Here is a 16,810-nt window from a genome sequence, read left to right on the forward strand (position 1 = left end):
CCGCTCACGACGACCACAGCAGGTCGTCCAGCTCGGCGTCGATGTCGATGAACTCCGACTCCCGCCCCGCCGGGACGACCTTGTAGGTGCGGTGGAGGAAGTCGGCCAAGGGGGACAGGGGCACCAGGAAGCGCGCGTTGCCGAAGGGCGAGGACAACGCCAGGTTGAGCGTGCCCTCGTCATCGTCGGGTCCGGCCGGCCACACCTGCACGTCGCCGTCGCCCGCCCGTCGCACGATGCCCACCGTCAGCAGCTCCCGAGCGAAAATCCATTCCACCGGTTCGCCGTCGCCGACGTGGAAGGCCATGCGGATGGCGTACGGGTCGTCGGCCGCGTACTCCAGCCCGGCCAGCAGGGGCACGGTCGTGCGGTCGGGGACGACGAGTCGGAGGCCCAGCTCGGTCGAGACGGTGGTGCTGCTGTTCATGGCCATTCCTTCGGACGTCGGTCCCGCTGACGCGCGGGCGTTCCCGGTGGGACTTCACTCCACCCCCGGGTGTCCCCGCGATCTATGACCCGTAACTGAGTGAACGCGGGGGAACATTCCGTTCCGGTCACCGCGTGTGATCCATCTCACTGTCCGTGAAGTAGCCTCTGACCTGGGCAAAAGCGGATCATAGGGGCGGCCGGGCGCGGGGCGCCGGGCGGTGCGGAGGGGATATGCGAGGATGGGCGGGCCGCTGACGATTGCCGAATTGGGACGAGTGGTCCGAGTCGACCGCCTTTGTGGCCTAGGGTAATAAGATGGCAATTAAACAAGAAAAGGAACTCTCATCGTCGGCCGTCGAGGGGGCCGAGGAGAAGCCGGGAGGCTTCGTGCGGTTCCGGGCGTTCATCCGCCGCAACCGGCTGCTCAACACCACCTGGCAGATCGGCGTCTTCACGGTGGGCGTGACCGTTCTGCTCGGCGGCCTGGTGATGATGGTGACGCCCGGCCCCGGGATCGTGGGCATCGTCGTCGGCCTCGCCATCCTCGCCACCGAGTTCGCCTGGGCCCAGCGCGCCCTCCACCGCGCCCGCCAGGCGGCCGAGCGCGCCAAGGAGAAGGCCCTCGACCCCCGCACCAAACGTCGCAACGCCATCATGGCGGTCCTCGCCGGCATCCTCGCCGGCGCCGCCGTGACCGCCTACTTGATCATCTACGGCTTCGCGCTCCCCTGGAACATCACCGACCTCACCCCCTGGCAGTAGCCCCCAACGTTCACCCGACCCCCTTCAGCCACCTTCCCACCGCCCGGCCCCGCAGCACCTCAGCCTGTTCTGAGACCGGACGAGCCCACCGAAGAGCGCGCCCCCCTCGGACGCCGATCCCAACCGAACCCCGACGGATCCCCAGCGTCCGCGTGTGCCCTCGCCGCCTTTCCCAGCCCCGTTGGGCGTGGACCGCATCAGACCACGCTCAGGCCGCTTCCTTCCGCCGTCCCCGCACGCCCGGGATAGCGTGAGCCAGCACACCCTCTCGCTTCCGGTCCCCGGCCACCGTCGCCGAACGCGCCCATGACCTGCCAGATCACGCCGCCGAGGAAGACTGCGACGAGGCATGCCGACGGCCGGCGCCGCCCGCCGTTCCGGCGGATCTCCCCTCCGATGCGCGAACAACCCCCAACATGCGCTACTCTTCTGGTCGTCGGGAACGCCGCAAGGCGGACCGGCAGGGGCGATTAGCTCAGTGGGAGAGCGCTTCGTTCACACCGAAGAGGTCACTGGTTCGAACCCAGTATCGCCCACGCAGGTCAGAGACCCGCTCCTCGGCCGTGAGGGGCGGGTCTTCTGCTGTTCGTGCGTTGTACCTGCGTGATCATTTACATCGTGCGTGCCCGGCGGTCCCATAGCTCCTTCGGTGCTCCTTCAATGCCAGATGCGCCAACCGCTGCGTCGTAGGTGTGCGACCCATGATGAGGACTATCCCCGCGTGCGCGGGGCCGACCGGGGATCGCCGTGGCTTCCTTCCTGTTGGGCTGGACCATCCCCGCGTGCGCGGGGCCGACCAAGGCGTGTTCGTGCAGGGGCTGGATGTGCCGGGACCATCCCCGCGTGCGCGGGGCCGACGTGCTCACCGGCACGACTGGTGTTGTCCGGACGGGACCATCCCCGCGTGCGCGGGGCCGACGCGAACACCGTCTCGACCGTGGTCGGTGCGAGCGGACCATCCCCGCGTGCGCGGGGCCGACTGGCGGTCACCGGCCACCTGCCCAACGACCTGAGGACCATCCCCGCGTGCGCGGGGCCGACGCGTCAACGACAACCTTCGCGGCGGATCCGGATGGACCATCCCCGCGTGCGCGGGGCCGACCCCGTGGGACCACCTGGCGTCACATCTAGGGGGGACCATCCCCGCGTGCGCGGGGCCGACCAACTCTGCTGCGTGACATGCTGCCCGAGATGAGGACCATCCCCGCGTGCGCGGGGCCGACGCGCGCACGCGCGCGCGGAGATGATGAGGAGTCGGACCATCCCCGCGTGCGCGGGGCCGACACTTGCTGACCTGCGAGTCTATGACGGCGAAGCCAGGTTTTCATTAGCTTGCACCGACGGCTCCCCGCTGGGCCGACGGGCGATCCACTGAACGAGACGGTCGTGAAGCGACGAGTGACGCCAACAGCGGGACCCGAAGTCGTGGCCCCCGCGCCGTTTGGAGGCTAAGTTGTGGCCCCTCGCCACTCCAGTCCAGCTGTCCTGTCGCCTTTCCGGCCCGAGCACTACGGCCACAGTGTGTGCGTCATCAGCTGGCCGCTGCACCTATGCGCCGCCTGCCATGGCTCCTGTCCGGCAGGCAACGACATCCTGTCCCATCACGGGAGATCCCGAACTCCGCTTCACTCGTCGGCCCCGCGCACGCGGGGATGGTTTGGCAAGTTGAGGTGCGTGACGGCCGTTTCGGCGTGAAGGATCGGCAGGCGAGTCTTCGGTGCCGCAGGATGGGCGAGTGCGGATGCGTCTTGCGACCAGCGCCGACCGGCGCCAGGTCGCCCAAATGATCGAGGCCCGGTGCGCCTGGATGGAGCAGCGTGGACTGCCGAGCTGGCGGGGGGCGGTTGATGAGTTGGTCGCCCAGTGCGACAACCCCTGCGGGGACGTGTGGGTGCTCGAGAGCGACGAGCATGGCGTCGTCGGCCAGATGGTGGTGCAGGACCAGGGGCCGCCGTGGGGATGGACGGCGGAGGAGCTGGCCGAGCCCGCGCTGTATCTGTCGGGGTCCATCACCCACCCGGCCCTGCGCGAGCGGAGACCGGGGACGGTGATGGCGCTGTGGGCGGTCGACCGGGCCGCCCGGCTCGAGGTGCCGTGGGTGCGACGGCACTGCCACGCCCCCGAAGTGGCCCGCTACAACTTGTCCCAGGGGTTCACGTTGGTGCGCGAGGAGCAGCGGACGCACACCCGGCTGTACATGATGGCGCGTTGGGCCGAGCGGCTCGAGCTGACGGAGATGCTCTGGGAAGGCAGGAGCGCGCAGTCAGGTTGAGGGTGACCTTTTGGACGGGCCTTCGCGGAGCCGGCAGCGGCGTCCCGTTGACGGTGGTGGAATTGTCTCGGCTCACCCCTGATGTGCGCGGTCAGCAGGGCTTCAAGCGCCAAGCGCCGGGATCAGTGTCGGCACGCATCGCAAATGGCCACGCTTTCGACCGGGTAACAGTGCTTCCAGGAGGAGAGGCGCTTGGCAAGCGAAGGCCTCGGGGGCGGCGCGAGGCTCGCTGCCTGGGAGGCGCCCCTTGCCTGCCCTGAGGTGCACGTCCACCCGTGGGCGTCACACCAGTGGTAGTGGCGCATCAATCGTCCGATCAGGCTGTGGCAGTTGGACCGTCCCGATCGCTTGAGCAGCGTCCTGGTCGTTACTTGGTCAGGCCGCATCGGCTGAGTCTGAAAACGGTGACGGCGTGTGGGCGTTGGCTCAGAGACCGTCGGCTTCTGTGTGTCCGGGGCTGTCGGGAGTGTTGCGTGACGCCGTGCCTGCGCGGATGGCGGACAGCAGGCCGGGGAAGCGGGCCTCGATGTCGTCGCGGCGCAGGCTGACGGCGGTGCGGTTTCCGTACTGCTCGACCGTGATCAGGCCTGCCTCGCGGAGCACGCGGAAGTGGTGGGTGCGTCCTGCCTTGCCGACGGGCAGGCCGAACCACTACCCGAGTCGAAGAGGTGAACGTCCCGTGACCACCGGAACCGTGCGGTCTGCGCGCCGGGTGCTCCCGGTGCTGGTGCCGATCCTGGTGCCGGTCGCGCTGTGGTGGCTGCTGACCTCCGTGCTCGCGTCCGGCCACGTCGTGCTGTCGGGGTTCGCGCCGCAGCGGGCGGTGCCCGCGCTGTTCGACGCGGCCGTGCACGGTCGGCTGCTGCCCGACACCGCCGCCAGCCTGTGGCGGCTGTTCCTCGGTCTGGCGATCGCGGCGGCGTGCGGTGTGCCGCTCGGACTGCTGGTCGGGCTGGTGCCCGCCGTCGAGCGGGCCACCCGGCCGCTGTTCCACTTCCTGCGGATGATCTCGCCCCTGTCAGGGGCGCCGGTCGCGATCGCGCTGTTCGGGATCGGCCACCGCCCGGTCTACTTCCTCGTCGCGGTCGCCGCCGTGTGGCCCATCATGCTGAACACCGCCGCCGGGGTGCAGGCGATCGACCCGGGCTTCCTACTGGTGGCCCGCTCTCTAGGAGCCACGCCCGTCGAACGGCTTCGCACGATCGTCCTGCCCGGGGTGCGGATGCCGCTGCTGACGGGACTGCGCCTGGCGCTCGGAACCGCGTGGATCGTCATCGTCCCTGCGAGATGCTCGGCGTCGAGTCGGGGCTGGGCTACGCGATCCTCAACGCCCGCGATCAGCTCGCCATCGACCAGCTCATGGCGGTCATTTTGTGGATCGGCATTCTCGGCCATCTGATGGACTCCTTCTTCCGGGCCCTGCTGGCGGGAGGCGTCCGGTCGACGACCGAGAACCGCCGTGCCGACCGCACGTCCACTCGAACCGAGCAATCGCACCTCGCGACACAGCCAGACTCCCGGAGCGCTGAGACCGCCGCCAAGGAGGTGCGCCCATGACGGGCGCGAGACGCGACGAGGACGGGTGCTGCGTGCCGATCGACCTGCGCAGCGAGGCCGAAGTCCGCCTGGAAGGGCCAGGACCGCTGACCCCAGCGTCCCACCAAACTGTTCGTTCCCCGGCCCAAGGTATTTCTCCGTGATCGAGCCGTGGGGCCGCCGGGTGTCGGCGAGGCGAGCGTGACCGACATGGGTGATCGCTGCCGTCGCAGGCGCGGTGCAGCGATGCATCGCGCCCGCGACTCCTGGGGGAGGACTCCGACGAGCATCCGCGCAATCGACCTCTGAACGAGGTCACCATGCCCGTCGGCATCAGCCTCGCGTCCCGCCGCGCAGAGCTTGCATCAAGCACAGCGGAAGCGGCGCGCGAGGCTGGCCGTCTGACCACACGCGCGGCAGCAGCTGTTCGAGGTTCTGAGGCGCCCCACGAATGCCCCGAGCAGAAGTCCTGTCAGCGAGATCTGGGATTGACAGATCGCGGGACTCTGTGGGGCAGGTCACAGAGCCGGACCTTGACCTTGACGTATACGTCAACCTTTTACCGTGGCGGCGCACAACGGTTCGAAAAGCAGGAGATTCCTGGTGCGTCGATGAATTCCAAAACTGTGGACGAACGCGGCCCGCAAGGAATGGGCTGGTTGTTCGGGCTGCTGCTCGCGACATTCGCGATCGGCACCGATGACTTCATCATCGCCGGCATTCTCCCGGAGATCGCCTCCGATCTGGAGGTCAGCGAGGCGGTCGCCGGCCAGCTGGTCACGGTCTTCTCGGTCACTTATGCCGCGGCGGCGCCGATCCTGGCGGTGGCGACGGCGCGCGTTCCCCGCCGCCTCCTGATCGTCGGCGGCCTCGCGGTGTTCGCAGTGGTCAACGTCGTCACGGTCTTCGCGGCCTCCTACCCGCTGCTGATGGCGTTGCGCGTGGCGGCGGCGCTGGTGGCCGCGGCGGTGAGCCCGGCCGCGTTCGCTGTGGCGGGCACTCTCGCCCCGCCCGAGCGGACGGGACGCGCCATCGGCACGGTCGCCGCGGGACTCACGGTCTCGCTGGTCGTCGGCGTACCGGTGGGGTCGTGGCTGGGTGAGAACTTCGGCTGGCAGTCGGCGTTCGTGTGCGTGGGCGTGCTGACCGGCCTGGCGGTGGCGGTGACGGCGACCACCCTGCCGCGCCTGCCGGAGATGCCGGTGGTAGGAGTGCGGGCGCGGCTGGTGCCGCTGCGCCGACCGCCGGTGCTGGCGTGCGTGCTGAGCACGGTGGTCGGCGCCTCGAGCGGCCTGATGCCCTTCATCTACATCGCCCCCGTCACGGACGACCTGTCCGGCGTGGGGAGCAGCTGGGTGTCGGCGTTCATCGTGGTTTACGGCGTCGCCGGCGCGGTCGGCACGGTCGTGGGCGGGCGCCTGACCGACCGGTGGGGCATTGACCGGGCGCTGCTGGGTCTGCTCGGCGCGGTGGTGCTGTCGACGGTGGCGATGACCGCGGTCGGTCTGCTCGCCGACGGCCACGCCCCTTTGTGGCTGATCTGCCTGCTGCTGGCGGTGTGGGGGATGGCCGGATGGGCCTACAACCCACCGATGAACGCTCGCGTCCTGCGACTGGCGGGCGAAGCGGGCACGGAGGCGGTGGCACTGAACACCAGCGGGCTGTACGTGGGGATCGCGCTCGCCGGGATAATCGGCGGCGGTGCGCTCAGCAGGACCGGCGGGACGGGAGTCCTGGCCGCGGCCGCCGTCATCGGCATGGTCAACTTCGCCTTCACGGCCGCCACCGTGCGCCGCTATCCCGCCCGGCGCCCGAAAACCGAACCCCGCGTCCCGGTGAAGACACCGTGACCCCGCCGAGATCCGGAACACCTCGAAGGGCCTGAGCGATGGCGCTGCACTTCGTCGAGCAGGGGGCTGCGGCTCGTCCGCGAGGGCAATCCCCGGGTGTCCAGGAGTTCGGGTCTCCCCATGACGCGATCGGCTTCGGCTTCTACGAGGCGGTGCGCGGCGTGCTGCCCCACCACATGGTGATCCGCGACGACAAGAGCGCCGACCGTCACCCGTATGCCGCCGATGAGTCCCATCAACATCCGCGTCGCAATGCCGTCGTCATGATGTTGTGGCGCTGCCCTGGATGCTGAGCCCGGTGAACCATGACCCGTACTCGAGCTGCGGATCGCCCCAGTGGTTCGGGCGCTGGGCTTGCGCGTCTGCACGACGCGGTTGCCGAAGTGGCTTTCCCTTGCCTGATCGGCAGCTCGTGCACGCCGCTGAGTTCGCGACGGCGGCCGTCGCGAATGCCAGATGCTCGACCCCGTGCCTGCAGGTCGTCAACCTCTCGCCCTCGTCGACAGACGCCCTGGGGGCACGTTGTCCGTCGAAGAACCTGGGCAGAGCCGCATCTTGGCAAGGGCGCCTTACCGTCGAAGGTGCGAGCATTGGGCGATCTTGGACGCGGCGCGGGGGCGGATGCCGGTGTTCGTCTCGATGGTGACGGAAAGACCGCGAGCCAGTGAGCGCCCCGTGGTACCGGTCGCGGATGCCGGTTTCGTGCCGCACGAAGAAACCACAATCACCGCATCATCGAATGGTGCGTACGGAGATGGGAGGTCGAGGCGTGCGCATCGGCGAGCTGGCCAAAGCGTCCGGGGTCTCTACCAGGGCCTTGCGCTACTACGAGCAGCGCGGCCTTCTGAAGCCACGGCGCCAGGAGAACGGATACCGCGACTATGACGAATCCGCGGTGACACGGGTACGCAACATCCGGGCGCTGCTGGACGCCGGGCTCAACGCCGAAAGCATCAAGAAGATGAATGCCTGCCTCGACGAGGATTTCGACAACGTGCCCGTGTGTGTGGACGCGATCGCAGTTTACGAGCAGAGGTTGCGCGTGGTGCGCGAGCAAGTGACCGCGCTCACCGAAATTCAGCGCAAGCTGGAAGACAGACTGCACCACCTGCGTGCAGGCATCCCTCACTAGGCGCTGACCGGAAGGCGGCCGCGTCGATGATCATGCCCCTCCATCGGTTGCGGTCGTCGGTGCGGGGCCGGTCGGCCTGGCCGCGGCCGCGCACCTGGTCGAACGCGACTCGGACTTCCCTGGAGGCCGGAGAGCGGATCGGCGCCTCGGTCGCCCAGTGGGCCCATGTCCGGCTGTTCAGTCCCTGGCGTTGCGACATCGATCCCGCCGCAGCAGCGCGGTTGGGTGCTCCGGCTGCCGCCGTTTTCTTGGAGACGGCGGTGTTGGTGCTTTGGAGCCGGGCCATTGGTGTCGTTGGTGGCGCCGGCGTGATGACGCAGGTCGTCGTCGTGCTCCTCCCGGCGGGTTGGCTTAGGGGCCGCCCGTAGGCGCTGACCTGCCTGCGACGTCAGCTGGTAGCGCGAGATCCGAGGTCACGCACCCGCAGGTGGGGAGCGGACATTGGTGACCGGACCGGAGTCGACAGCCGGTGTGCCCAGCGGATGAGGGGCCGTCGACTGATCGTGGGATGAATGTCACATCGGAAGTGCGGCCGCCCGCCGTGCCTTCCGGCAGTCTGGCTGTGGGCATCACGCCCGGCGGGGTGTGAGGCGGCATGGTCCTGGACAGGGACGGGCGGCAGGCGCCGATGTCATCGTCCATGGCGATTGAGCGGAGCCTGCGACAGCGGGCGCCGGCGCGGGGGAGTGCTGTGGGAGGCGGGATGACTGGTTGTCATCCTGACATGACATACTGAGCCCATGGTTGGGGGCCGTATCGATCGCCGTTCGCCGTTGCCGTTCTACGCGCAGCTGAAGCAGCTGCTGATCGAGCGGCTCGAGACCGAGATCGAGCCGGGCGGCAGGCTTCCCGGCGAGATGGCGCTGTGCGAGGAGTACGGCGTGTCGCGGACGGTGGTGCGGCAGGCCCTGGACGAGTTGGAGGCCGACGGGCGGATCGTCCGCCGCAAAGGGCAGGGGACGTTCGCCGCGGCCCGCAAGACCGACGAGGCGCTGTTCCAGTCGCTGACCGGGCTGTACGAGGACGTCCGGGCGCGCGGCGAGGTGCTGCGCAGCCGCGTGCTGGCGTTCGACGTGATCCCGGCGCCCGCCGAGGTCGCCGCCGCGCTGGAGCTGAAAGAGGGCGACCAGGTCGTCCACCTCGAGCGGCTGCGCTACGTGGGCGGGGAGCCGTGGGTGCTCACCCGCACCTACCTGCCTGTCGACATCGCGCCGGGGCTGCTCGACGAGGACTTCACCGAGCAGTCGCTGTACGGCGTCCTGGAGGGCAAGTACGGGGTGGAGCTCGACCACGGGCGGCGGCTGGTGGAGGCCGTGCCCGCGGCGGCCGCCATAGCCGAGGCGCTGGGGCTGCGTCCGCGCGATCCCGTGCTGCTGTTGCACAGCACCGCGTGGGACGTGACGGGCCGGCCCGTGGAGTTCTTCATCGCCTACCACCGCGGGGACCGCAGCCGGTTCCAGGTGAACCTGCGACGGCACCGCGAGCGGCAGGGCGCGCTGCCCAACATGCTGGTGCACGACGACCGCTGATCGGGGCTCGGGGCCCGGATACCTGCGGCCTCGCACTTGACATCCTGTAATGACAGGACGACAGTATCCCTACGAGCTCGCGAAGGAGGTCGTCCTTGTCGTCGTTCGTCACCCCGCTCGTCCCCCCGATGCGGATCGCCTTCGACGCCCGGATGGAGCCGTCCGGACCGGTGCTGACCCGCCGCATGTCGAACTTGCGCGGGCTGTTCGCCGACACCGCCGCCTGGGAGCAGGCCGTGGCCGACGACCCGGCGGTCTACGAGGTTGCCTCGTCGCCGGTGCCCGAGGCCGAAGGGGAGCTGCCGCGGCACGCCGAGTACTAGCGCCGCCGCGCGTCCTTCCTGGACGGCTACCGGCGGCTCGAATCATGGTTCGAACAGGAGAACGGATGAACGGCATCGTGCTCGTCACCTCCCGGTCCTTCGGCCGGGGACGAGCGGACTGCGAGGCGCGCCTGGCCGCCGCGGGGCTGCGCGTGGTGCGCGGCTCCACGACCCACGACCTGGACGAGCTCCGCCCCGTCCTCGCGGAGGCGCACGCCTGGATCGCCGGCACCGCGCCGGTCACCGCCGAGCACCTGGCGGCGGCCCCCGGGCTGCGGGTCGTCGCCCGCTACGGCGTCGGCGTCGACAACGTCGACCTGCGGGCCGCCGCCGCCCGCGGCGTCACCGTCACCAACACGCCGGGCGCCAACAGCGAGGCTGTCGCGGACCTGGCCGTGGCGCTGCTGCTGACGGCGCTGCGCGGGGTGGTCGCGGCCGACCGGGACGTGCGCGGCGGCGACTGGCGCACCCGGCGCGGCCGGGAACTGGGCGCGCTGACCGTGGGCGTGGCCGGGTTCGGCCGCATCGGCCGCGGCGTCGCCCGACGGGTGCGCGGGTTCGGCGCGCGGGTCGTGGCCTACGACCCGTTCGTGGCCGCGGACGCCCTGGACGGCGCGCGCCCGGCGGCGAGCGTCGCCGACCTGGCCGAACGCTGCGACGCGGTGTCCCTGCACGCCCCCGGCGGCGCCGTGCTCGTCGACGCCGCCTGGCTGGCGCGCGTCCGCCCCGGCGCGGTGCTGGTGAACACCGCCCGCGCCGACCTGGTGGACGAGACCGCCGTCGCCGAGGCCCTGCGCGACGGGCGGCTGGCCGCCTACGCCGCCGACACCCTCGCCGGCGAGGGACGGCACGACGAGCGCGCGGGCAGCCCGCTGCTCGCGTCCGACCTGGCCGACCGCGTCGTCATCACCCCGCACATCGGCGCGCAGACCGTCGAGGCCGTCGACCGCATGGGCCGGGACGCCACCGACGCCGTCCTCGACGCGCTCGCCGGACGCACCCCCGCGCACGTGGTCCCCGTCCCCGCATGACCGCTCGCGGTCATCGACACCGCAACCTCGGAAAGGAAGGCATGTCCATCGACGATCTCCGCGCCGCGGGCGTCATCGCCGTGCTGCGCGCGCCCACCCCCGACTCCGCGCTGGAATGCGTGTCCGCGCTGGTCGAGGGCGGTGTCACCGGGATCGAGATCACCTACAGCACGCCGGACGCGCCCGCCGTCATCGACAGGGCCCGGCGCGACCACCCCGAGGCGCTCGTCGGCGCCGGGACGGTGCTCACCGCCCGGCAGGCCCGCGAGGCCGCCGACGCGGGCGCGCGGTTCCTGGTCAGCCCCGGCACGGACGACGACCTGGCCCGCGCCATGCTCGACACCGGCCTGACCACCCTGCTCGGCGCGCTGACGCCCGGCGAGCTGATGCGCGCCGTCGCGCTCGGCGCGCACGCGGTGAAGATCTTCCCGGCGTCGCTGGGCGGCCCCGGCTACCTCAAGGCGCTGCGCGGCCCGTTCCCGGACGTGCCGCTGATGCCGACCGGCGGGGTCGGCGCGGACAACGTGGCCGACTGGCTGGCCGCGGGGGCGTTCGCCGTGGGCGCCGGGGGCGAGCTGTGCCCGTCCGCCGCGATCGCCGCCGGGGACCGCGCCGAGATCACCACGCGGGCCCGCGCGTTCGCCGCCGCCCTCCGGAAGGCCCGGGCATGACGGCGGCGCGCGAGCAGCGGGAGCGCGCCGGGCTGCGGGTCGAGGACGGCTGGCGGTACTTCGTGCACGGCTGGTCCCAGGCGATCACCGAGGTGTTCGACGTGCCGCTCGCCCCGGGTGGACGAGCTGTCCCGCGTCGCGGAGGAGATGCGATGATCAGGACCGCGCTGGGCGACGTCGACGCCGCCGACCTCGGCCGCACCGACTACCACGAGCACCTGTTCCAGATCACCCCGCTGCTGCCGGGCGACGAACTGGACGACGAGGAGCGCGGCGGCCTGGAGGCGGCCCGGCTGCGCGCCGCCGGCGTCGACGCGATGATCGACGCCACCCCGGTCGGCCTCGGCCGCGACGCCGAGGCGGTCGCGCGCATCTCCCGCTCGACCGGGCTGCGCGTCGTGCTCACCACCGGCGCGCACCGCCGCGCCCACTACCGCGACGACCACCCGCTGCTCGGCATGGACGCCGACGCGCTGGGACGCCTGTTCACCGCCGAGCTGACCGAGGGCGTCCGCGACGACTCCGCGCTGACGACGCCGCGTCCGCACGCGCCCAAGGCCGGCATCCTCAAGGCGGGCATCGGCTACTGGTCGATCGGGGAGTTCGAAGGGCGCGTGCTCGAAGGGGTGGCGCGGGCGCACCGCGCCACCGGCGCCCCGGTGATGGTGCACCTGGAGCACGGCAGCGCGGCGTTCGAGGTGCTGGACGCGTTGGACGGCCTCGGCGTGCCCGCGCACCGCGTCGTCCTCGCCCACATCGACCGCAACCCCGACCCGGGCCTGCACGCCGACCTCGCCGCCGCGGGCGCCTACCTCGGCTACGACGGCATGGCGCGGCACAAGTCCTGGCCCGACTCGACCGTCCTGGACTGCCTGCTGCGCACCGCCGAACTCGGCGGCGCCGACCGGCTGCTGCTCGGCGGCGACGTCGCCCGCCGCACCCGCTACATCGCCTACGGCGGCATGCCCGGCCTGGAGTACCTGCCCGCCCGTTTCGTGCCGCGCCTGGAGCGCGCCGCGGGGCCCGACCTCGTCCGGCGCGTCCTGGTCGACAATCCGGCCCGGCTCCTGGACTGGACGTCATGACCCTGGTCAACGGCCGCGCGATCGACGGGATCGCGTTCGACTGCGACGGCGTGCTCGCCGACACCGACCGGCCGTGGGCCGACGCCGAACGCGCCGTCGTCGAGCGCCACGGCGGGCGGATGACCGACGCGCTGCGCGACGCCGCCCACGGCCTCGGCCTCGCCGCGACCGTGGACCTGCTGGCCGCCGTCCTGCCCGGGTCCGTCGACCGCGCGGCGCTGCGTGAGGAGCTGCTGAGCGAGGCGGCGGCGCGGATCGCCCGCGCGCCGCTCGCCTTGCCCGGGGCGGTCGAGACGGTCGCGGAGCTGGCGCGGCACTGGCCGGTGGCGGTCGTGTCCAACACGCCCGCCGAGGTGCTGCTGCCGCTGCTGGACGCCATCGGCGTCCTGGACCTGGTGCGCACGGCGGTCTCCGCCGACCAGGTCGCCGAGCCCAAACCCGCCCCCGACCCCTACCTGGAGGCCGCGCGCCGACTCGGCGTGCCGCCCGCGCGGATGCTCGCCGTGGAGGACTCGCCGACCGGGGTCGCCGCCGCGCGCGCCGCGGGCTGCCCCGTCACCGGGATCGCCGCGCCCGGCCGTCCGCACCTCGCCGACGCCGACCGGGTGCTGCCCGACCTGCCCGCGCTGCGCCGGTGGCTGCGCCCGCCGGCCCGGCTCTGACGGCGCCGCGGACCGCTCAGGCGGAGTCGCGGACGATCAGTTCGGTGGGCAGGATGAGCGGCTCGGCGGTGCGCTCCTCCTCGGAGCCGAGCAGCCGGCGCACGACCGCGCGGGCGACCTCGGCGACCGGCTGGCGCACGGTCGTCAGCGGCGGGTCGGTGTAGCGGGCGGCCTCGATGTCGTCGAACCCGACGACGGCGACGTCGTCGGGGACGCGGCGGCCGGCCTGCCGCAGCGCGTGCAACGCGCCGATCGCCATGAGGTCGTTGGCGGCGAACACCGCGTCGAGGCCCGGGTCGTCCTCCAGCAGCTGCCGCATCGCCGCCGCGCCCGACTCGCGGGTGAAGTCGCCCATGGCGACCAGCGACCTGCGGTCGGTGCCCGACAAGACCTCCCGGTACCCGGTCATGCGGTCCAGCGCCGCGCTCATGTCCGGCGGCCCGCCGATGGCGGCGATGCGGCGCCGCCCCCGGTCCAGCAGGTGCCGCACGGCCGACCGGGCGCCCGCGACGTTGTCGCAGTCGCAGTAGGGCAGGGGGACGGTGGTGATGGGGCGGCCGTGCGACACCACCGGCACGTCGGTGCGCGCCAGCGCGGCGGGCAGCGGGTCCGAGCCGTGCATGGACAGCAGGATCACCCCGTCCACGTGCCCGCCCGCGACGTAGCGCTCGACGCGCGCGTGTCCGGCGGGCGAGGACGCGGGCAGCAGCACCACCTGCTTGTCCGCCCCCTCCAGCTCCTGGCTGACGGCCCGCGCGACGACCGCGAAGAACGGGTCGTCGGAGAACACACGGGACGGCGGCTCGGAGACCACCAGCCCGATCGAACCGGTCCGGCGGGTGACCAGGCTGCGCGCGGCGGAGTTGGGCACGTACCCGAGCTGGTCGACCGCCCGCAGCACCGCGGCGCGGATCTCCGGCGTGACCGTGGCCGACCCGTTGACCACCCGCGACACCGTGGCGCGCGACACGCCCGCCCGCGCGGCCACCTCCTCCAGAGTCGGCCGTCTCATGCCCTGTCCCCGCTCATGCCGTCCTCCCCCGTGACGATCCCCGCGACAGTGGTCGTCGACCCCGCACACAGCCGATCGCGCACGACGTCAGCGTAATCGCGGGGACGACCTGCACGCGCGCCGCGGCGGCCCGGGCCGCCGGAGAAGTGATGAGAGGGGAGGCGACCCGGACCGCCGTGTCTGAGAGCGCTCTCACACAGACTGGTCTCCAGATCTTCGTGCTGTCAAGACGTACCGCCAAATGCCGTTCTACCAGGGAATTTATTCGGGCCGCCGACTGAATGGTTCCTCGGAGAGGTCGTGAAGCGCTCTCTCATTGGGTCTTGACAGGGCTGCGGGACGGCGTCAGATTGGCCCCGGATCCGGCAGGCGGCGCCTCCTCGGGCGCCGCCGGTCAGTCTGAGCGAAAGGTCCCCCCGCCATGTCCTTTCCATCCCCGCTCAGGCGATCGCGCCGCCGTCGGCTGACGACGGCGCTCGCCTTCATCTCCGCTCTGGGCCTGACGGCCGTCGCGACGCCGGCGCAGGCCTCCGTCCCCCCGCCCCCGTCGGGGTGGCGGCTGGTCTGGAGCGACGACTTCGACGGCCCGGCCGGTGCGCTGCCGTCGTCCGCGAACTGGCAGATCGACACCGGTCACGGCTATCCGGGCGGCCCGGCCAACTGGGGCACCGGCGAGGTGCAGCGGTACACCGCCGACCCCGCCAACATCAGCCTCGACGGCGCCGGGAACCTCCGGATCACCGCCCTGCGGTCCGCGTCCGGCGAATGGACCTCGGGCCGCATCGAGACGCGGCGCGCCGACTTCAAGCCGGCCGAGGGCGGAGTGCTGCGGATCGAGGCCCGCATCCAAATGCCGGACGTGTCCGGTGAGCAGGCGCTGGGCTACTGGCCCGCGTTCTGGGCGCTGGGCTCGCCCTACCGGGGCAACTACTGGAACTGGCCGTCGATCGGCGAGTTCGACATCATGGAGAACGTCAACGGCATCAACTCGGTGTGGGGCGTTCTCCACTGCGGCACCAACCCCGGCGGCCCCTGCGGCGAGACCGACGGCATCGGCGCCAGCAGGCCCTGCCCGGGCACTCCGTGCCAGGCGGGCATGCACACCTACCGCTTCGAGTGGGACCGCAGCGTCACCCCCGAGCAGCTGCGCTGGTACGTCGACGACCAGCACTTCCACACCGTCACCGAGGACCGGGTCGGTGCGGACGCCTGGGCCGCCATGACCGACCACGGCGGCTACTTCCTGCTGCTCAACCTGGCGATGGGCGGCGGCTTCCCCGACGGCGTCGCCGGGCGGGCCACCCCCACCCCGCAGACCGTGCCGGGGCGGTCGATGGTGGTCGACTACGTCGCCGTCTACCAGCGCTGAGACACCGCGTTCCGGGCCGCCGCGCGTGCCGACGCCGCGGCGGCCCGGACGCGCGTGCGCCGACGATCGTGACGTTCTTCATATAAAACGGTGCTTCCTTTTCGATTCCCGCACGCGACATCCTTGGTTCGGGCGGCCTTCACGAAGAAGTGGAGTCTTCGGTGCTGCCTGTGCGGGATCACACCCCCTGCCCCGACGGCCGACCCGCCGCCGACCGCGACACCCGCCCGGAAGGAACCGGGCGGCCCGATCGCCCCCCGACGCGCCGATGGCTCCGTCCCCTCCGGGAGCTGCTGCTCGTCGCGTTCCTGTTCGCCGCCTACAAGCTCGGCCGCCTGGTCGGCGCCGACCACGTCGGCGAGGCGTTCGCCAACGCCGGACGGCTCTGGGAGATCGAACGCGCCCTGCGGCTGCCCAGCGAGAAGACCCTCCAGGACTGGGTGCTGCACCTGCCGTCGGCAGTCGTCGCGGCCAACGCGTATTACAAGTTCGTCCACTTTCCGGCCACCGCGGTGTTCCTGATCTGGACGTACGCGCGGCGGCCCTGGCACTACCGGTGGGCGCGGACGGCCCTCGCGGTGCTGACGGGCGTGGCGCTGGCCGTCCACATCGCCGTGCCGCTCGCCCCGCCGCGCATGCTGAGCGGCCTGGGGTTCGTGGACACGGGCGCGGTGTACGGCCCGAGCGTGTACGGCTCCGCGCACACCGACGGCTTGGCGAACCAGTTCGCGGCGATGCCGTCCCTGCATGTCGGCTGGGCGGTGTTCGTGGCGGTCAGCCTCATCCTGTCCACCCGCACCAGGTGGCGCTGGCTGTGGCTGGCGCACCCGGCGGTCACGCTGTACGTGGTCATCGTCACCGCGAACCACTATTGGCTGGACGCGCTCGTCGCCTTGGTCATCATCGCCGTCGTCATGCTCGTGCTGCGTCCGCCCGCGCGCCCCACGGCCGGGCCGGAACGCCTCGTGCCTCGGCGCTTGGACCCACCTCATGACGACCACGAGCGGCCGGACGTCGCATCCGGCCGCCGCCGAGCCGCGCCGCATGGTCCGGTGCGCGCGAGGAGGCACGCCGCGTCGGCGGGGAGGGGCGGCGCCGACGGCCGAGCCGGTTCCGGGGCGCCCGGCCGCACCGCGGCAGCGGCCCG

Annotated in this window: 17 protein-coding genes, 1 tRNA gene and 1 CRISPR repeat array; of the genes, 15 read left to right on the forward strand and 3 right to left on the reverse strand. The window is 71.8% G+C overall.

Annotation, left to right across the window (positions count from 1 at the left end; all coding sequences use genetic code 11):
- Positions 1 to 4: 4 nt before the first annotated feature.
- On the reverse strand, positions 5 to 427 hold the full coding sequence (locus tag AR3_RS11825; protein ID WP_067913057.1) for an SsgA family sporulation/cell division regulator: 423 nt from the start codon (positions 425 to 427) through the stop codon (positions 5 to 7).
- Between the two features lie 317 nt (positions 428 to 744).
- On the opposite strand from AR3_RS11825, the gene AR3_RS11830 reads away from it, so the two are divergent.
- The 3 genes from AR3_RS11830 to AR3_RS11840 all read left to right on the forward strand — a co-directional run bounded on the left by AR3_RS11830 (position 745) and on the right by AR3_RS11840 (position 3,463).
- Positions 745 to 1,191, forward strand: coding sequence for a PGPGW domain-containing protein (locus AR3_RS11830; RefSeq protein WP_067912999.1), 447 nt, complete (start codon positions 745 to 747; stop codon positions 1,189 to 1,191).
- Positions 1,192 to 1,655: 464 nt separating this feature from the next.
- A tRNA-Val gene (locus AR3_RS11835) sits at positions 1,656 to 1,727 on the forward strand.
- Between the two features lie 172 nt (positions 1,728 to 1,899).
- Positions 1,900 to 2,475: direct repeats of the CRISPR family, unit length 28 nt; unit sequence GGACCATCCCCGCGTGCGCGGGGCCGAC.
- 457 nt (positions 2,476 to 2,932) lie between these two features.
- Positions 2,933 to 3,463 carry a hypothetical protein gene (locus AR3_RS11840; RefSeq protein WP_067913060.1) on the forward strand — a complete coding sequence of 177 codons (531 nt, stop codon included), beginning with the start codon at positions 2,933 to 2,935 and terminating at the stop codon, positions 3,461 to 3,463.
- A 426-nt stretch (positions 3,464 to 3,889) separates the two neighbouring features.
- Here the strand turns inward: AR3_RS11840 and AR3_RS31500 are convergent, their stop codons facing one another.
- Entirely contained in the window at positions 3,890 to 4,066 is a 177-nt protein-coding gene (locus tag AR3_RS31500; RefSeq protein ID WP_157406656.1) for a helix-turn-helix domain-containing protein, read from the reverse strand.
- Positions 4,067 to 4,142: 76 nt separating this feature from the next.
- Here AR3_RS31500 and AR3_RS11845 point away from each other — a divergent pair, with 76 nt between their 5' ends.
- From AR3_RS11845 to AR3_RS11895, 10 genes are all read left to right on the forward strand, one after another.
- The gene (locus tag AR3_RS11845) at positions 4,143 to 4,862 is read left to right on the forward strand and encodes an ABC transporter permease (protein WP_227023399.1); all 720 of its coding nucleotides are present in this window, start codon (positions 4,143 to 4,145) and stop codon (positions 4,860 to 4,862) included.
- 457 nt (positions 4,863 to 5,319) lie between these two features.
- Positions 5,320 to 6,849, forward strand: a complete 1,530-nt coding sequence (locus AR3_RS11850; RefSeq protein ID WP_227023398.1) for an MFS transporter — start codon at positions 5,320 to 5,322, stop codon at positions 6,847 to 6,849.
- Positions 6,850 to 6,887: 38 nt separating this feature from the next.
- On the forward strand, positions 6,888 to 7,142 hold the full coding sequence (locus AR3_RS11855) for a hypothetical protein (protein ID WP_067913004.1): 255 nt from the start codon (positions 6,888 to 6,890) through the stop codon (positions 7,140 to 7,142).
- Between the two features lie 476 nt (positions 7,143 to 7,618).
- Positions 7,619 to 7,981 (forward strand): MerR family transcriptional regulator, encoded by a 363-nt coding sequence (locus AR3_RS11860; RefSeq protein ID WP_067913008.1) that lies wholly within the window; start codon positions 7,619 to 7,621, stop codon positions 7,979 to 7,981.
- A gap of 740 nt (positions 7,982 to 8,721) precedes the next feature.
- Positions 8,722 to 9,510 carry a GntR family transcriptional regulator gene (locus tag AR3_RS11870; protein ID WP_067913015.1) on the forward strand — a complete coding sequence of 263 codons (789 nt, stop codon included), beginning with the start codon at positions 8,722 to 8,724 and terminating at the stop codon, positions 9,508 to 9,510.
- 95 nt (positions 9,511 to 9,605) lie between these two features.
- On the forward strand, positions 9,606 to 9,833 hold the full coding sequence (locus tag AR3_RS11875) for a cupin domain-containing protein (RefSeq protein ID WP_067913018.1): 228 nt from the start codon (positions 9,606 to 9,608) through the stop codon (positions 9,831 to 9,833).
- A gap of 65 nt (positions 9,834 to 9,898) precedes the next feature.
- Positions 9,899 to 10,864: an NAD(P)-dependent oxidoreductase gene (locus tag AR3_RS11880; RefSeq protein WP_083951356.1), complete on the forward strand. Its 966-nt coding sequence runs from the start codon at positions 9,899 to 9,901 to the stop codon at positions 10,862 to 10,864.
- Positions 10,865 to 10,905: 41 nt separating this feature from the next.
- Complete coding sequence (locus AR3_RS11885) at positions 10,906 to 11,535, forward strand: bifunctional 4-hydroxy-2-oxoglutarate aldolase/2-dehydro-3-deoxy-phosphogluconate aldolase (protein ID WP_067913025.1); 630 nt, start codon at positions 10,906 to 10,908, stop codon at positions 11,533 to 11,535.
- Positions 11,532 to 12,620 (forward strand): phosphotriesterase family protein, encoded by a 1,089-nt coding sequence (locus tag AR3_RS11890; protein ID WP_217998519.1) that lies wholly within the window; start codon positions 11,532 to 11,534, stop codon positions 12,618 to 12,620. The genes AR3_RS11885 and AR3_RS11890 overlap by 4 nt, the downstream gene beginning before the upstream one ends.
- Entirely contained in the window at positions 12,617 to 13,282 is a 666-nt protein-coding gene (locus AR3_RS11895; protein WP_067913028.1) for an HAD family hydrolase, read from the forward strand. The genes AR3_RS11890 and AR3_RS11895 overlap by 4 nt, the downstream gene beginning before the upstream one ends.
- 16 nt (positions 13,283 to 13,298) lie before the next feature.
- On the opposite strand, the gene AR3_RS11900 is transcribed toward AR3_RS11895, so the two are convergent.
- Positions 13,299 to 14,294: a LacI family DNA-binding transcriptional regulator gene (locus tag AR3_RS11900; RefSeq protein ID WP_067913031.1), complete on the reverse strand. Its 996-nt coding sequence runs from the start codon at positions 14,292 to 14,294 to the stop codon at positions 13,299 to 13,301.
- A 421-nt stretch (positions 14,295 to 14,715) separates the two neighbouring features.
- Between AR3_RS11900 and AR3_RS11905 the strand changes: the two genes are divergently transcribed.
- Positions 14,716 to 15,663: a glycoside hydrolase family 16 protein gene (locus AR3_RS11905; RefSeq protein WP_083951358.1), complete on the forward strand. Its 948-nt coding sequence runs from the start codon at positions 14,716 to 14,718 to the stop codon at positions 15,661 to 15,663.
- Positions 15,664 to 15,824: 161 nt separating this feature from the next.
- The coding region (locus AR3_RS11910) for a phosphatase PAP2 family protein (protein WP_217998520.1) at positions 15,825 to 16,810 on the forward strand (986 nt) is incomplete at its 3' end.

This window comes from Actinomadura rubrobrunea NBRC 15275 (assembly GCF_001552235.1).
Classification (GTDB): Bacteria; Actinomycetota; Actinomycetes; order Streptosporangiales; family Streptosporangiaceae; genus Spirillospora; species Spirillospora viridilutea.